At 72.1% G+C, this 16,015-nt stretch carries 13 protein-coding genes; 8 read left to right on the top strand and 5 right to left on the bottom strand.

What is annotated here, in order from left to right; all coding sequences use genetic code 11:
- Positions 1 to 198, bottom strand: coding sequence for a hypothetical protein (locus tag Apa02nite_RS04835; RefSeq protein ID WP_067704746.1), 198 nt, complete (start codon positions 196 to 198; stop codon positions 1 to 3).
- A gap of 82 nt (positions 199 to 280) precedes the next feature.
- On the opposite strand from Apa02nite_RS04835, the gene cobU reads away from it, so the two are divergent.
- Positions 281 to 2,263 carry a bifunctional adenosylcobinamide kinase/adenosylcobinamide-phosphate guanylyltransferase gene (gene cobU, locus Apa02nite_RS04830; RefSeq protein WP_203824002.1) on the top strand — a complete coding sequence of 661 codons (1,983 nt, stop codon included), beginning with the start codon at positions 281 to 283 and terminating at the stop codon, positions 2,261 to 2,263.
- Positions 2,260 to 3,018, top strand: coding sequence for an adenosylcobinamide-GDP ribazoletransferase (locus Apa02nite_RS04825; RefSeq protein ID WP_203824001.1), 759 nt, complete (start codon positions 2,260 to 2,262; stop codon positions 3,016 to 3,018). Before cobU ends, Apa02nite_RS04825 begins: the two co-directional genes overlap by 4 nt.
- Before the next feature lie 228 nt (positions 3,019 to 3,246).
- Here Apa02nite_RS04825 and gcvT read toward each other — a convergent pair whose 3' ends face one another.
- Entirely contained in the window at positions 3,247 to 4,338 is a 1,092-nt protein-coding gene (gcvT, locus tag Apa02nite_RS04820) for a glycine cleavage system aminomethyltransferase GcvT (RefSeq protein ID WP_203824000.1), read from the bottom strand.
- A 119-nt stretch (positions 4,339 to 4,457) separates the two neighbouring features.
- Here gcvT and Apa02nite_RS04815 point away from each other — a divergent pair, with 119 nt between their 5' ends.
- Positions 4,458 to 5,990 carry a leucyl aminopeptidase gene (locus Apa02nite_RS04815; protein WP_067704761.1) on the top strand — a complete coding sequence of 511 codons (1,533 nt, stop codon included), beginning with the start codon at positions 4,458 to 4,460 and terminating at the stop codon, positions 5,988 to 5,990.
- A 25-nt stretch (positions 5,991 to 6,015) separates the two neighbouring features.
- Here Apa02nite_RS04815 and Apa02nite_RS04810 read toward each other — a convergent pair whose 3' ends face one another.
- Positions 6,016 to 6,336 carry a hypothetical protein gene (locus tag Apa02nite_RS04810; protein WP_203823999.1) on the bottom strand — a complete coding sequence of 107 codons (321 nt, stop codon included), beginning with the start codon at positions 6,334 to 6,336 and terminating at the stop codon, positions 6,016 to 6,018.
- A gap of 162 nt (positions 6,337 to 6,498) precedes the next feature.
- On the opposite strand from Apa02nite_RS04810, the gene lpdA reads away from it, so the two are divergent.
- The 5 genes from lpdA to lipB all read left to right on the top strand — a co-directional run bounded on the left by lpdA (position 6,499) and on the right by lipB (position 13,383).
- Complete coding sequence (gene lpdA / locus Apa02nite_RS04805) at positions 6,499 to 7,890, top strand: dihydrolipoyl dehydrogenase (protein WP_067704767.1); 1,392 nt, start codon at positions 6,499 to 6,501, stop codon at positions 7,888 to 7,890.
- Between the two features lie 97 nt (positions 7,891 to 7,987).
- Positions 7,988 to 9,790: a 2-oxoglutarate dehydrogenase, E2 component, dihydrolipoamide succinyltransferase gene (gene sucB / locus Apa02nite_RS04800; RefSeq protein ID WP_203823998.1), complete on the top strand. Its 1,803-nt coding sequence runs from the start codon at positions 7,988 to 7,990 to the stop codon at positions 9,788 to 9,790.
- A gap of 120 nt (positions 9,791 to 9,910) precedes the next feature.
- A complete protein-coding gene (locus tag Apa02nite_RS04795) occupies positions 9,911 to 10,828 on the top strand; it encodes a TIGR01777 family oxidoreductase (RefSeq protein WP_203823997.1) in 918 nt (305 codons plus the stop codon).
- Between the two features lie 30 nt (positions 10,829 to 10,858).
- Positions 10,859 to 12,739, top strand: coding sequence for a DUF6311 domain-containing protein (locus tag Apa02nite_RS04790; protein ID WP_203823996.1), 1,881 nt, complete (start codon positions 10,859 to 10,861; stop codon positions 12,737 to 12,739).
- Positions 12,740 to 12,753: 14 nt separating this feature from the next.
- A complete protein-coding gene (gene lipB / locus Apa02nite_RS04785; protein WP_203823995.1) occupies positions 12,754 to 13,383 on the top strand; it encodes a lipoyl(octanoyl) transferase LipB in 630 nt (209 codons plus the stop codon).
- On the opposite strand, the gene Apa02nite_RS04780 is transcribed toward lipB, so the two are convergent.
- Together Apa02nite_RS04780 and aspS are read right to left on the bottom strand one after the other, a co-directional pair.
- Positions 13,367 to 14,557, bottom strand: a complete 1,191-nt coding sequence (locus tag Apa02nite_RS04780) for an outer membrane protein assembly factor BamB family protein (RefSeq protein WP_203823994.1) — start codon at positions 14,555 to 14,557, stop codon at positions 13,367 to 13,369. The two genes, lipB and Apa02nite_RS04780, sit on opposite strands and share 17 nt — an antisense overlap.
- A 42-nt stretch (positions 14,558 to 14,599) precedes the next feature.
- Complete coding sequence (gene aspS, locus Apa02nite_RS04775; RefSeq protein WP_203823993.1) at positions 14,600 to 15,856, bottom strand: aspartate--tRNA(Asn) ligase; 1,257 nt, start codon at positions 15,854 to 15,856, stop codon at positions 14,600 to 14,602.
- Positions 15,857 to 16,015: the final 159 nt, after the last annotated feature.

The raw sequence follows: 16,015 nt of genomic DNA, 5'->3' as shown, positions 1-16,015 counted from the left end.
TCACTCCGCCGACTGCAGGCTCATCTGATAGTCGACCCGATCGTCCTCGACCAGGATGACCGTACTGACTCCGTTCGACTGCAACTGACGCCACTCCTGGCCGATCCAGGACTCCGCATCGGCCTGGCTGCTGAACGTCTCGGTCGGCAAGTCGACCGATTTGCCGTCGACGTCTTCGTACCGCCAACTCCACGGCATTGAGCCGCCCCCTCACGTCGTACGTCGGTGGCCTTCCACCCTACGGCGTGCGCGTGTGCGTCCCGGCTTTAAGGTACGGGGCATGTCCGAAGATCGGTGGAACACGGTCCTGGTGCTCGGCGGGATCCGCTCCGGCAAATCCGCGTTCGCCGAATCGCTGGTGGCAGACGCGCCGACGGTGCGGTACGTCGCCACCGCGATCGGCGGTGAGGACGATCCGGAGTGGCTGGCCCGGATCGAGGAGCATCAGCGGCGCCGGCCACAGTCCTGGTCGACCGAGGAGACCGCCGGTGACCCGGCCCGGCTCACCGAGCTGCTGGCCGAGGCGAAGCCGGACGAGACGCTGCTCGTCGACGACCTGGGCGGCTGGGTGGCCTCGGTGCTCGACCCGGCCCGCCAGCCGAACGACGACGAGGCCGACGTGACCGCGCTGGCCGAGGCGGTGCGCGGCTGCCCGGCACGGATCGTGCTGGTCAGCCCGGAGGTAGGCCTCGCGCTGGTGCCGATGACGCCGGTCGGGCGCGCGTTCACCGACGCGCTGGGCACGACCAACCAGGCGCTGGCCGACGCGTGTGACCGCGTGGTGCTGGTGGTCGCCGGTCAGCCGGTCTGGTTGAAGGAGAAGACGGCCGAGCCGGTCGTCACGGCTGCCCCGCGGCCCGCGCCGCAAGCCACCGCCACCCCGGCACCGCCCCCGCCGCCGACCTTCGTCACTCCCCCGGCGGACCCGTCGTTCGTCGAGGCGCCCACCGAAGCCCTGGTGCTGCCCACCGAGAAACCGGACGCGTTCAGCGGCACCACCATGTACCTCCCGCTGGTCAACTCCGGGCTCACCAAGATCGAGCCGGGCATGGACCTGCCGCTGCCGAGCAGCGACGCCGGCCCGGAGGCCCGGGAACGCCTCGGCATGATCGACCTGCCCGGCGCCGGGCTGGGCATGCTCGGCGAGGCGATCGAGTTCGCCGCCGCCACCCAGGACACCACCAGCCCGCGCCCGTGGTCGTCGGTCCGGGTCGTGGTCATCTCCGGCAAGCACGCCGGCGGGGCCGCGGCCGGCGCCGACCCGGACGACGCCGAACGACGGGTCGCCGAGACCGAGCTCGGCACCGGACTGCTGGGCCGGCTGGCCGGTCAGGCCGGCGCGGACATCGCCGTGCTGCGGGTCGGCGACTCCGGCGCGATGGAGGACGGCCCGGTCGCCGGGGCCGGCGCGGTCGAGGCCGCGCTGCGGCAGGGCTGGCAGCTCGCCGACGAGGCGGCCGACGCCGGCCGGGACGCGCTGCTGCTGGCCGGGATCGGCGTCGGTGTCGAAGCCGCGGCGACCGCCGTGCTCGCCGCCACCACCGGCGCCGAGGCCGCCGCCACGCTGCCCCGGGTGCTGCTGCCCGGCGGGCGGTTCGACGACCACTCCTGGATGATCCGCTGCGCCGCGATCCGGGACGCCCTGCACCGGATCCGCCAGGAGCCGCGCGGCGCCACCGACATCCTCCGCGAGATCGGCGGCCTGGACCTGGCGGTCGCCACCGGCCTGCTGCTGGGCGCGGCCGCCCGGCGCGTGCCGGTGCTGCTCGACGGCCCGCTCGGGATCGCCGCCGGGCTCGTCGCCCGGGACCTGGCCGGGCAGACCCGGCACTGGTGCCTGCTGCCCGAGGCGGGCACGCTGGCGCTGGTCAAGCAGGGCGCGGACGTGCTCGGCCTGACCCCGGTGCTGGAGCTCGGCCTGGACCTGGGTGAGGGCGCGAACGCGCTGGCGGCGCTGCCGCTGCTGCGCACCGCGCTGGGCCTGGCCGCGGCGCTGCCGGTGCACCCGGCCCTGCTGTCCGAGCACGGCGACGCCGGCCTGTCCGACGACGACAGCGATGACACGGACGACGACGAGGGCGCCGGCTTCGGGGACAACGACGACAGCGGCATCGACGACGAGGCCACCGTGGTCACCGGCCTCACCGGATTCGGCAACCCCGCCGGCGCGAGCGCTGACGCGGACGTGGAAGCGGACGACCGGACCGTGAGCTTCCGGACCGTGGACAACGGGACCGAAGGCGGCGCGGCCGGCCGATCGTGACCGACGCACCGGGCAGCAGGTTCACCGACGGCGTGCGGCTGGCGGTCACCACCCTGACCGTCCTGCCGGTGCGCGGCGGCCGGGTCGACCGGCCGGCCGCGGCCGTCGCGATGAGCGTCGCACCACTGGTCGGCCTGCTGCTCGGCCTGACCCTGGCCGGCCTCCACGAGGGTCTGCGGGCGCTCGGCGGGCCCGCCCTGGTCGCGGCCGGCGTGACGGTCGCCGCGGGCGCCCTGCTGACCCGGGGCCTGCACCTGGACGGCCTGGCGGACACGGTCGACGCGCTCGGCTCCTACCGCTCCGGCCCAGCCGCCCTGGAAATCATGAAAAAACCGGACATCGGGCCGTTCGGGGTGGTGGCCCTCGCCACCACCGTGCTGATCCAGGCTGCCGCCGTCGCCACCCTCGGCTGGTGGCCGATAGTGATCGCCTGGACCACCGGCCGCCTGGCCCTCTCGCTGGCCTGCCGCCGCGGCGTCCCCCCGGCCCGTCCGTCCGGCCTGGGCGCGATGGTCGCCGCCACCGTCCCGCTCCCGGTCGTCCTGCTCGCCGCGACCGCCGTCGGCGCCGCCGCGATCCCCGCGCTCCCGGACCGCCCCTGGCAGGGTCCCCTCGCGGTCGCCATCGCCCTCGCCGCGGTGTTTCTGCTGCTCCGCCACGCCACCCGCCGCCTCGGCGGCATCACCGGCGACGTCCTGGGCGCCTGCGTCGAGCTGGCGACGACCCTCACGCTGATCACGCTCACCTTGCGGTAGCAACGACCAATAAACCCCATTTGGTACGAATAACGGAGCGCTCGCCCGCAGGCTACGAGCCGAGTCCCGCCCGTGAGGCCACGCGACACCGCGGGCCCGCACGACCGCCGCGCGCCTCCCGGCCCGCGGCGCGCACGCGAGACCGCCTCACGGGCGGGGCGTGGCTCGTAGCCTACGGACGTGCGCCCGGTATTCGTACCCTATGGGGTTTTTGTGGGGAAGCTGCCGTCAGCGGACCGAGGTCTTGACGAACGGGGGTTTGACCAGGCGGGCCTCGGTCCGGCGGCCGCGGATGTCGATCTCCACGAGGGTGTCGTCGGCGAGCGGTGTCGCGGTGTCGATCAGGGCGAGCGCGATGCCGATCTTCTTCGTCGGAGAGAACGTGCCGCTGGTGGTCTCGCCGACCTGGACGCCGCCGGCGAAGACCGGCATGTGGCCGCGCGGGATGCCGCGGCCGGTGAGTTCCAGGCCGCGGAGCTGGCGGCGCGGACCGGCGGCCTTCTCGGCGAGCAGCGCGTCCCGGCCCCAGAAGACCGGTTTTGACCAGCCGACGGCCCAGCCGGAGCGGGCCTGCACCGGGCTGATCTCCAGGGAGAGTTCCTGGCCGTGCAGCGGGTAGCCCATCTCGGTGCGGAGCGTGTCGCGGGCGCCGAGGCCGCACGGGCGGACCCCGGCGGTGATCAGCGCGTCCCAGACCGCGGTCGCCGCGTCCCACGGGATGACCAGTTCGTAGCCGTGCTCACCGGTGTACCCGGTCCGGCACACGATCAGTTCCGCGCCGCCGAGGGTGGCCTCGAGGAACGACATGTAGCCGTGGTCGGCGGGCAGGCCGAGCTTGCCCAGCACGTCGGCGGAGTGCGGGCCCTGCACGGCCAGGATCGCGAACTCGCGGTGCTGGTCGGTGACGGTGACCCCGGCCGGCGCGGCGGCGGCCAGGCGGCGCGCGACCTCGGCGGTGTTCGCGGCGTTCGGGATCAGGAAGACGTCGTCCGGGCCGTAGAGGTACGCGATCAGGTCGTCCACCACGCCGCCGGTCTCGTCGCAGCAGAGCGTGTACTGCGCCTTGCCCGGCTCGATCCGGCCCAGGTCGTTGGTCAGGCAGGAGTTCACGAAATCGGCCGCGCCGGCGCCGCTGACCCGGGCCTTGCCCAGGTGTGACACGTCGAACACGCCGGCCGCCTCGCGGACCGCGGCGTGCTCGCGCAGGACGCCACCGCCGGCGTACTCCAGCGGCATCTCCCAGCCGCCGAACGGGGCGAGTTTCGCGCCCAGCGCGACGTGACGGTCATGCAGCGGGGAGCGGAAGAACTCGGCAGACATGAGACTCAACTTACCGGTGACCTTGCGCCTCGTTAGAGTCGCGGGGAATACCACTGATTCCCACCAGCCGGGAGCACGCCACCAGCGGGCTCCGGCCCCGACGTCCCGGAGTGACCCGAGTGACCCAGCCCAGCCTCAGCCTGGTCGACACCGACCCGGCCGAATTGGCGGTCGATGCCATCGTCATCGGCCTGCACAGCCAGCCCGACCAGGACGGCGCCCTGCTTCCGGCGTCCGGCGCGGAGAGCATCGCCGCGGCGTTCGACGGCAAGCTGACGTCGACGCTGGCGCTGCTCGGCGCGACCGGCGCGCCGGGTGAGGTGACCAAGCTGGCCACCCTCGGCACGATCGCCGCGCCGCTGGTGGTCGCGGTGGGCCTCGGCGACGAGCCGTCCGGCTCCGCCCCCGACCTCGAGACCCTGCGCCGGGGCACCGGCGCCGCGGTCCGCGCGCTGGCCGGCAGCGGCACCGTCGCGCTGGCCCTGCCGCTGCCCGACGACGCGGACGCCCCGAACGTGCTGCGCGCCGTGCTGGAGGGTGCGCTGCTCGGGTCGTACCGGTTCGCCGGTTACAAGACCAAGCCGGCCAAGGGCCGCCGCGAGCCGGTGACCGCGCTGCAGGTGTACGTGCCGGACGCCGCCGACACGGCCGCCGCGGCCGAGCTGACCCGCGCCGGTGTCGTCAGCCGCGCGGTCCGCCAGGCCCGGGACTGGGTCAACATGCCGCCGAACGAGCTGCGCCCGGCGGGCTTCGCCGACCTGGTCGCGGCCGCCGCCACCGAGGCCGGACTGGCCGTCGAGGTGCTCGACTTCGACCAGCTCAAGGCCGGCGGGTACGGCGGCATCGTGGCGGTCGGCCAGGGTTCCGAGGCACCGCCGCGGCTGGTCAAGCTGACCTACGTGCCGGAGGGCGTGACCGAGCCGAAGCGGGTCGCGCTGGTCGGTAAGGGCATCACGTTCGACACCGGCGGCATCAGCATCAAGCCGGCCGCCGGCATGTGGGAGATGAAGTCGGACATGGCCGGTGCGGCCGCGATCGGCGCCACCATGCTGGCCATCGCCGCGCTCAAGCCGGGCGTCGCGGTCTCCGGGTACCTCGCGATCGCGGAGAACATGCCGTCCGGGTCGGCGTACCGCCCGGGTGACGTGATCACCATGTTCAACGGCAAGCGGGTCGAGGTGTTCAACACCGACGCCGAGGGCCGCATGGTGCTCGGTGACGCGATGGCCCGTGCCTGCGCGGACGGCGCCGACTACCTGTTCGAGGCGTCCACCCTGACCGGCGGGCAGGTGATCGCGCTGGGCAAGCGGATCGCCGGCCTGATGGGGTCGGAGGCGGCCACCACGCTGGTCAAGACGGCCGGCGACGCGGTCGGCGAGCCCGGCTGGCCGATGCCGCTGCCGGACGACGTGCGCAAGGGCATGGAGTCGGAGATCGCCGACATCTGCCAGACCAACTCGAGCCTGGACCGGGCCGGGCACATGCTGCAGGGCGGCGTGTTCCTGCGCGAGTTCGTCACACCGGGTGTGGAGTGGGCGCACATCGACATCGCCGGCCCGGGGTACCACTCCGGCGAGGCGACCGGGTACTGGACCAAGGGCGGTACCGGCGTGCCGATCCGTACCCTGCTGCGCGTGGTCGAGACCCTCTAGGACGCACCGGCGGCGCCCGGCCCGATCAGGCCGGGCGCTGCTTCTGCCGGGCGTTGTAGTCGCGCATCCGCTGCGGGTAGCCGAGCAGGTGGACGTCGTAGATCGGCAGCGAGAGCTGCAGCGCGAAACGCCGGGCGACCTCGGGCGACGAGATGCGCCGCCGGGTCCACTCACCGTCGTGTGCCACGAGCAACACGGTGGTCTCGGTCACCGTGGTCTGCGGCTCGACGAACGCCTCGACACCGCGCCGAGTGCGGACGAATTGCGTAAGGTGATCGAGATCGGCCTGATTAACCGGTCGTCCGCCGGGCCCACTGGATCGCGGGCGACGCCGAAACCACGCCACTGCTCCTCCTCACGCTGAATCCCGCAAGGGTACGACAGCCGACGTGTTGTGGGGCACCTGGCTGCATTGAGCGGGCCTACAAGTGACAAGATGTCCGAGACGGGACTGTGACCGTTTCCATTGTGTGACCCACATGGCGACGACTCGACTACTGGAGTCAACGTGAGCCAGCCGAACGGCGGAACCTTCGACATCGTCATCCTCGGCGCGGGCAGTGGCGGGTACGCGGCCGCGCTGCGTGCCGCGGAACTGGACCTCTCCGTAGCGCTGATCGACAAGGCCGAGGTCGGTGGTACCTGCCTGCACCGCGGCTGCGTTCCGACCAAGGCGCTACTGCACGCCGCGGAGATCGCGGACCAGACCCGGGAGAGCGAGCAGTTCGGCATCAAGGCCGACCTGGTCGGTATCGACATGGCCGGGGTGAACTCGTACAAGGACGGCGTGATCGGCCGCCTCTACAAGGGCCTGCAGGGTCTGCTGGGACACAACAAGAACATCACCCTGGTGGCCGGGGCCGGCAAGCTGGTCGGCAAGGACACCGTCGAGGTGGACGGCAAGCGCTACACCGGCCGCAACGTGATCCTGGCGACCGGGTCGTACTCGCGCTCGCTGCCCGGCCTCGAGGTCGACGGCACGCGGGTGCTGGCCAGTGAGCACGCCCTGAAGCTGGACCGGGTGCCGAGCTCCGCGATCGTGCTGGGTGGCGGCGTGATCGGCGTCGAGTTCGCCAGCGTCTGGAAGTCGTTCGGCGCCGACGTGACCATCATCGAGGCCCTCCCCCGGCTGGTCGCCGCGGAGGACGAGGACATCTCGAAGCAGGTCGAGCGCGCGTTCCGGAAGCGGAAGATCAACCTCAAGGTCGGCAAGCCGTTCGAGAAGGTCGAGAAGACCGAGAACGGCGTCAAGGTCACCATCGCCGGCGGCGAGACCCTCGAGGCCGAGATCCTGCTGGTCGCGGTGGGCCGTGGCCCGACGACCGCGAACCTCGGGTACGAGGAGCAGGGCGTCACCCTGGACCGCGGCTTCGTGATCACCAACGAGCGCCTGCACACCGGCGTCGGCAACATCTACGCCGTCGGCGACATCGTGCCCGGCCTGCAGCTCGCGCACCGCGGCTTCCAGCAGGGCATCTTCGTGGCCGAGGAGATCGCCGGCAAGAACCCGGCGGTCATCGACGAGGTGGGCATCCCGCGCGTCACCTACTCCGACCCCGAGGTCGCCTCGGTGGGTCTGACCGAGGCCAAGGCCAAGGAGAAGTACGGCGCCGACAAGGTGACCACGTACAACTACAACCTCGGCGGCAACGGCAAGAGCCAGATCCTCAAGACCGCGGGCTTCGTCAAGCTGGTCCGGGTCGAGGACGGCCCGGTGGTCGGCGTGCACATGGTCGGCGCCCGGATGGGTGAGCAGGTCGGCGAAGCTCAGCTGATCTACAACTGGGAGGCCTTCCCGGAGGAGGTCGCTCAGCTCGTGCACGCCCACCCGACGCAGAACGAGGCACTGGGCGAGGCTTTCCTCGCGCTCGCGGGCAAGCCCCTGCACGCGCACAGCTGATTCGATCGCGTTTCCTGAGGCTGATCCACGACCGAGGTCGTGCATATGGTCTCCACGTCGTGAACACGCCTCATTGCGTTAAGGAGTTTGGGGAAAAATGCCGGTATCGGTAACCATGCCGCGGCTGGGTGAGAGCGTCACCGAGGGCACCGTCACGCGCTGGCTCAAGCAGGAGGGCGAGCGCGTCGAAGCCGACGAGCCGCTGCTCGAGGTCTCCACCGACAAGGTCGACACCGAGATCCCGTCGCCCGCCGCGGGTGTGCTCACCCGCATCGTGGTCGGCGAGGACGAGACCGCGGATGTCGGCAGCGAGCTGGCCGTCATCTCCGGGGACGGCGAGGACGCCGGCGCGTCCGCGCCCGCCCCCGCCCAGGAGTCGGCGCAGGAGCCGGAAGCGGAGCCGGAACCCCCGGCACCGACCACCCCGTCGACCGAGAAGCCGGTCGAGGCGGAGGCGCCCGCGCCGCAGGCCTCCGGCGGATCCGCCGAGGGCACCGCGGTGACGATGCCGGCGCTCGGCGAGAGCGTCACCGAGGGCACCGTCACCCGCTGGCTCAAGGCCGTCGGTGACACCATCGAGGTGGACGAGCCGCTGCTCGAGGTCTCCACCGACAAGGTCGACACCGAGATCCCGTCGCCGGTCGCCGGCACCGTCCTGGAGATCAAGGTCGCCGAGGACGAGACCGCTGACGTCGGCGCCGTGCTGGCCGTCATCGGCTCCGCGTCGTCGGCCCCGGCCGCCGCGCCCGAGCCCGAGGCGAAGCCGGCCCCGGCCGCCGAGGCGAAGCCGGCCCCCGCGCCGGCGCCGCAGCAGGCCCAGCCGAAGATCGAGACGGCTCCGGCGCCGCAGGTGGCCCGGGCTCCCGAGCCCAAGCCGGCCGCGCCCGCGCAGCCGGCCGCTCCGGCCGCCGAGACGGTCCAGTCGAACGGCGCCGGCGACGCCGGTTACGTGACCCCGCTGGTCCGCAAGCTGGCGACGGAGAAGGGCGTGGACCTGTCCTCGCTGACCGGGACCGGCGTCGGAGGCCGGATCCGCAAGCAGGACGTGCTCGACGCCGCCGAGAAGGCCGCCGCCGCCAAGGCGCAGGCTGCCGCTCCGGCTCCGGCTCCGGCCGCTGCCGCACCGGCCGCCGCCGCGACCGACACCAAGGCCGCCGCCAAGCCGGAGCCGAGCCCGCTGCGTGGCCGCACCGAGAAGCTGACCCGGATCCGGGCCACCATCGCCCGCCGCATGGTCGAGTCGCTTCAGGTCTCGGCGCAGCTCACCACGGTCGTCGAGGTGGACGTCACCAAGGTCGCCAACCTGCGCAACAAGGCCAAGGCCGCGTTCCAGGCCAAGCACGGCGTGAAGCTCACCTTCCTGCCGTTCTTCGCCCTGGCCACGGTCGAGGCGCTGCAGCAGCACCCGGTGGTCAACTCCTCGATCGACGTCGAGGCGGGCACGGTGACCTACCACGGCGCCGAGCACCTGGGTGTCGCGGTGGACGCGCCGAAGGGTCTTGTCGTCCCGGTCATCAAGGACGCCGGCGACCTGAACCTGGCCGGCCTGTCCAAGCGGATCGCGGACGTCGCCGAGCGCACCCGGAACAACAAGATCGGGCCGGACGAGCTCGGTGGGGGCACGTTCACGCTGACCAACACCGGCAGCCGTGGCGCGCTCTTCGACACGCCGATCATCAACCAGCCGCAGGTCGGCATCCTCGGTCTCGGCGCGGTCGTCAAGCGCCCGGTGATCGTCAACGACCCCGAGCTCGGCGAGATCATCGCGCCGCGCTCGATGGTCTACCTGGCGCTGAGCTACGACCACCGGATCGTGGACGGTGCGGACGCCGCCCGCTTCCTGGGCACCATCAAGGAGCGTCTGGAGGCCGGCCACTTCGAGCCGGATCTGGGCCTCTGAGGTAACTGACAACAAAAGCCGGGGGTGACACTCACCCCCGGCTTTGTCTTTAAGGCAACTCAGTGTCTTTAAGGCAACTCAGTGTTTTGGGATCGGCGATCTTCGGGAAAGGGTCGGAACATGCGGATCGTCATGGCCGGTGCCTCGGGCTTCCTCGGAGTCCGACTCACCGAGCGGTTGCGTCAGAGCGGCCACGAGGTCCACCGGCTGGTCCGGCACCCGGCTACCCGGCCCGACGAGGCCACCTGGGATCCCGCCCAGGGCCGCCTCGACGCGCCGGTGCTGTCCGGCGCGGACGCGGTGATCAACCTGGCCGGCGCGAACATCGGCGCGCACCGCTGGACCGCGCGCTACAAGAACGTGCTGCGCGCCAGCCGGGTGGACACCACCGACACTCTGGCCCGGGCGATCGCCAAACTGCCCGACGGGGAACGCCCGCGCACCCTGCTGCAGGGCTCCGCGGTCGGCTGGTACGGCGACACCGGCGACCACGAGGTCACCGAGGAGGCGTCGGCCGGCACCACGTTCCTGGCCGACCTGTGCCGGATCTGGGAGGCCGCCGCCCGTCCCGCCGAGGACGCCGGCACCCGGGTCGTGCTGCTGCGCACCGCGCCGGTGCTGGACCGGCAGGGTTCGCTGCTCAAGCCGCTGCTGCCGCTGTTCAAGCTGGGTGGCGGGGCGCGGATCGGCGGCGGACGGCAGTGGATGTCCTGGATCGCGCTGGCCGACTGGCTGGGCGCCGTCGAGTTCCTGCTGGAGCGCGAGGACGTGGCCGGCCCGGTCAACCTGGTCTCCGACGTGCAGTGCACCAACCAGGAGTTCACCAAGGCGCTCGCTCGCCAGGTGCACCGCCCGGCACTGCTCGCCGTGCCCGGCCCGGTCATCGATCTGGTGCTCGGCGAGCTGGCCGGTGAGGCACAGCGCAGCCAGCGGGCGGTTCCCGGCGTACTGCGTAATGCAGGTTTTTCCTGGACGTACCCGGACATCGAGTCCGCACTGGAAGCGGCACTGCGCGCGCAACCGACGTTCACCCGCTGATCTACAGCGGGCGCTGCTAACCTGCGCGTGATGTCCGTCGCCGCCCCTGCCCCCGCCGCGTCCGCCGATCCCCCCTCCGAGCCCGCCAGCGCGCCCGGCACTCCACCGCGCGTGTGGCGAGCCCACCTGATCATGGCGTTGGTCGCCCTCGCCCTCGCGGGCTACGTGACCAACGGCCTGTGGGCGGATCCGTACACCCACGTACTCTCCGACAACGTCGGGGACCAGGCGTTCTTCGAGTGGCTGATGGGGTACGGGTACTACACCGTCACCCACGGCGCGGATCCGTTCTTCACCGACCTGCTGAACGCCCCGCTCGGCGTCAACCTGGCCGCGAACACCTCGATCACGGTCTACACGGTGTTGATGACGCCGCTGACCCACCTGGCCGGGCCGCAGGTCAGCTTCGTGACCGTGCTGACCCTGAACCTGGCCGGCTCCGCCTTCGCGTGGTACCTGTTCCTGCGCCGCTGGCTGGTCCGCAACGCCGGCGCGGCCGCGGTGGCCGGGCTGTTCTGCGGCTTCGCCCCCGGGTTCATCTCGCACGCGAACGGCCACCTGAACTGGACGGCCGGCTGGGTCGCCCCGGTGGTGCTCTGGCAGGTGCTGAAACTGCGTGAGCCGGGCCGCTGGCTGCGCAACGGCATCGTGCTCGGCCTGCTGCTCGCGATGGGCTTCTCGATCGCCGCGGAGGGGTTGTTCTACACCGCCCTGGCCAGTGGCGTCTTCCTCGGCGTCTGGTCGCTCGGCAAGGCCGTACGGGACGAGGCGCGGGCCGCGATGCCCACCGTGGCACGGGCGCTGGGTGTGGCAGCGGTGGTCGCCGGGGTGCTGCTCGGCTATCCGCTCTACATGCACTTCGCGGGGCCTCAGACGTTCTCCGGGACCGGCTTCAACCAGCGGTTCTTCGTCGAGGACCTGGCGTCCTACCTGTCCTACCCGACCCGCTCGGTGGGCGCGTTGTTCGGGCTGCACAGCGATCTGGCCCCGAACCGGACCGAGGAGACCTCGTTCTTCGGCATCCCGATGCTCCTGCTGATCGTGGTGTCGTTCGTGCTGCTCTGGCGGCGGGCCGACCCCGGCCGCCGGGCCACGCTGCGCGCCGTCGGCGTGGTCGGCCTGGTCTTCGTCGTGCTGTCCTGGGGCCCGCGGCTGCTGATCAACAAGCACGAGTACGACATCCCGATGCCCTACGCGGTGCTCGCCTACTTCCCGCTCTTCGACGCGGCGCTGCCGGTCCGGTTCGCGCTCGTCGCGGTCGGGGTGATCGGCATCCTGCTGGCGCTGATCGTCGACCAGCTGATCAGCCGGCGGATCCCGCTCGGCGGGCTGCACGCCGGGCTGTCCGCCGCGGTCGTGGTCAGCCTGCTGCCGCTGATCCCGCTGCCGCTGGTCACCCAGCACCGGGCTGCCGAGCCGGCCTTCATCGCGAACGGCACCTGGAAGAACTACGTCCCCGAGGGCGGGACGCTGAGCGCGCTGCCGATGGCGATGAACGTGTCCGCGGACGGCCAGCGCTGGCAGGCGTACACGATGGCCCGTGGCGGCCGGCAGTTCCGGATCCCGGACGGCTACTTCCTCGGCCCGCAGACCACCGGCGAGCTGGGCCGCAAGCAGATCGGCCGGATCGGCGCGCCGCCGCTGGCCACCGACTGGCTGTTCCTGCGCGCCGCCTGGTACGGCTACGTCACCCAGCTGAGCAACGCCGATCGCGCCCAGGCCCGGTCGGACTTCGCGTACTGGGGGCTGGACGCGGTGTTCCTGCCCCCGGAGATCACCGGCTCGGACCACCAGACGCTGGACCGCGGCGCCGTGGAGACCACCGCCCGGGACCTGCTCGGTGAGCCGGAGCAGGTGGACGGGGTGCTGGTGTGGCGCATCCGGCGCGGGGTGGATCCGGTCGACAGGTGAGTAGGCTTGCCGGCGTGACTTCCTCCGTAATCACCGTTCTGCGCCCGGGGCTGGTCGACTACCGCGACGCGTGGGACGAGCAGAAGCGACTGCACCAGGCGGTGGCCGACGGCACCCAGCCGGACACCATCCTGTTGCTGGAACACCCGAGCGTCTTCACCGCCGGCAAGCGCACCGAGCCGGCCGACCTGCCGTTCGACGGCACCCCGGTGGTCACCGTCGACCGCGGCGGCAAGATCACCTGGCACGGTCCGGGCCAGCTGGTCGGCTATCCGATCGTCCGGCTGCCCGCCCCGGTCGACGTGGTGGCGTATGTCCGGCGCACCGAGCAGATGCTGATCGACGTCTGCGCCGAGTTCGGGGTGGCCACCGAGCGGGTCGAGGGCCGCAGCGGCGCCTGGGTCCGGGCCACCGACGGCGGGCCGGACCGCAAGATCGCCCAGATCGGGATCCGGGTGGCGCGCGGCGTGACCCTGCACGGCTTCGCCCTGAACGTCGACTGTGAGCTGGCAAACTTCGACCGGTTCGTGCCGTGCGGGATCCGCGACGCCGGTGTCACCTCGCTCAGCGCGGAGCTGGGCCGGCCGCTGACCGTGGCCGAGGTGCTGCCGGTGGTCGAGCGGCACCTCACGACCCTGTTCTAGACACCTGCCAGACGGCTGTGCCGCCGTTGTCGGGACAGGCCACGAAGTCCCCGGCGGCGGTGCAGGCGTAGGGCAGCACCCCGGGCAGCACCCCGTAGGTCCGGCCGGCCCGCAGGTCGGCCACCTCGGTCCGGCCGGCGCCCGCCCGCAGCATCAGCCCGCCGGTGACCTGGCCCCGGCCGAGCTTGGCGATGACCTGCCCGGTGTGCGGGTCGAGCGTCATGATCCGGCCGTCCTGTGCCCGGGCCACCCCGTCGGTGTAGTCGGTCACGCCCGGCACGCTCCAGCGCTTCGCCCCGGTGGCCGGGTCCAGCGCGGTGATCCCCCAGCCGCCCAGGACGCAGAGCAGCTCGCCGCAGGCGGTGGCCTCGGTCGGCATCCCGACCAGGGCCGGGACCGGCCAGGCCGGGGTCAGCCCGGGCAGGGTGTAGGCGGTCACCGAGTTCGGGACGAGGACGTAGACGCGGTCACCGATGACCCGGACCGTCCGGACGCCTTCCTGCTCCGCTGACTGGTTGAACGACCCGGTCTTCAGCACCCGCCCGTTCGCGGCGGAACGCACCCGCACGTTCCCGCTGTCGTCGATCATGACCAGGTTCCGGCCGCTCGCGTCCAGCGTCGCGGCGGTCACCTGGCCCTTCCGGGTCCACAGGATCCGGCCGGTCTCCACGTCGGCCAGGCGCACCGTGTCGGAGCCGTCGGATTCGCCGAGCAGCACCCGGTTCCCGGCGATCTTCAGCCCGCTCCACTCCGTGGTCGGCCAGCGCTCCTTCCCGGTGGTGGCGTCCAGGACCGCCATGCTGAACTGGCCGCTGATCACCAGCACCGAACCGGTCCGGGTCAGCGTGAAAGTCTCGGTCACCGACAGATTGGACGCCGGCGCCCGCCACGACGGCGCGCCCGGTGTCAGTGCCCGGGCCACCACCTCGACACCGTCCTGCTCGGTCTTGCCCGCGTGCACGGTGTAGAGCGTCGACGGGGTGAGCAGGGCAGCCAGACTCGATCGGCCGCCGGTGTCGGCGACCCTCGGGAACACTCTCGCCTTGGCCGGCGCGGCCGCGGCGCCGAGCAGGAGCAGCACGGCAGCCGCGATCGCGACACGGAACGTCCGCCACGGGACCGGGCGAGCCGACTCGGGCGCCGGGGCCGGGGTTACATCGAGGTCGATGAGCACCCGCACAGTCGACCGCGCCGGGTGTCAAACCACGGTGAGTTACTAGGGCGTGACCCGGTGCGGGTCGCGCGGGAACGCCGTGACCTCGCGGACGTTCGCGGCCCCGGTCAGCCGCGCCACCAGGCGCTCCAGGCCGATCGCCCAGCCACCGTGCGGCGGCATGCCGTACCGGAAAGCGTCCAGGTAGCCCCGATAGGCCGCAAGCGGCTCGCCGGTCTTGGCCAGCGCGGCCTCGTAGTCGGCGTACCGGTGCAGCCGCTGACCGCCGGTGACGATCTCCAAGCCCCGGAAGAGCAGGTCGAAGCCGTTCGACCAGGTCGGGTCGGCCGGGTCCGGGTGGGTGTAGAACGGCCGTTTGCGCATCGGGTAGCCGGTCACGAAGACGAACTCGGAGCCGTGCTCGCGCCGTGCCCACTCGCCCAGCGCCCGCTCGTGCGCCGGGGCCAGGTCCGGCTCGTCGGCCGGCGCCCCGGCGATCGTCAGCGCCTCGGCGAAGTGCACCGCCGGGATCTCGGACGGCACTTCCGGCGTCTCGTGGCCGGTCCGTGCCACGATCTCGCCGACCATCCCGGCGAGCGTCCGGGTCAGCGCCGCCATCACGTCCCGGTGGTCGGTGATGAAACCCATCTCCGCGTCCAGCGACGTGTACTGCGTCAAGTGCCGCGCGGTGTCGCTGTTCTCGGCCCGGAACACCGGCCCGACCTCGTAGACCCGCTCGAAGACGCCGACCATCATCTGCTTGTAGAACTGCGGCGACTGCGCCAGATAGGCGGGCCGGCCGAAATAGTCCAGCCGGAAGACGTTCGCGCCGGACTCGGTCGCCGACTCGACGATCTTCGGGGTCTGTATCTCGACGAACCGCTGTGCTTCCAGCGCGGAGCGGAAACCGGCGGTCGCGGCCGCGGCGATCCGCAAGGCCGCTCTCCGGGCCGGATGCCGCAGAGCCAGGGCAGCGTGGTCCAGCTGGGCAGGCAGGCCCGCGGTCAGCGCGGGTCGATGCAGTTCAAAAGGCAGGGGTACGTCCACAGCCGCGTGCACACGGATCTCCGGGCCGGTCAGCTCGACGCCGCCCGGTGCCTGTGGGTTCGGAGTGACGGTGGCGGTGACCGCCACGACGCTCTCCTCGGTGAGCGCCTCGGCTCGCGCCGGGTCGGTGAGCACCACCTGGGCGAGCCCGGCGGCGTCCCGGAGGATCAGGAAGGCCACCGACTTCAATCGGCGGACGCGATGGACCCAGCCTTCGACGAGGACTTTCTCGTACGGGTGGGCGGCCAGTTCGGTGGAGAGGATGCGTTGCACGGCGGGTGCCTCCTCGGGTGTCGGCAACGCGGCCCCAGGGAGGTGTGGGCGAGCGGGAAACCTCGCGGTACCACCACACCTTCGCGCCCCGTCGGTGCCGGGGCGCCTCTTGTCGAACTCGGTTCCGGGGTGTCTTCACGCTCCGGCGCCGGGCCACCT

Origin of the sequence: Actinoplanes palleronii (assembly GCF_016862315.1) — a bacterium.
Classification (GTDB): domain Bacteria; phylum Actinomycetota; class Actinomycetes; order Mycobacteriales; family Micromonosporaceae; genus Actinoplanes; species Actinoplanes palleronii.
Note: the sequence above shows the minus strand (reverse complement) of the source record. Positions and strands in the feature narration are given on the sequence as shown.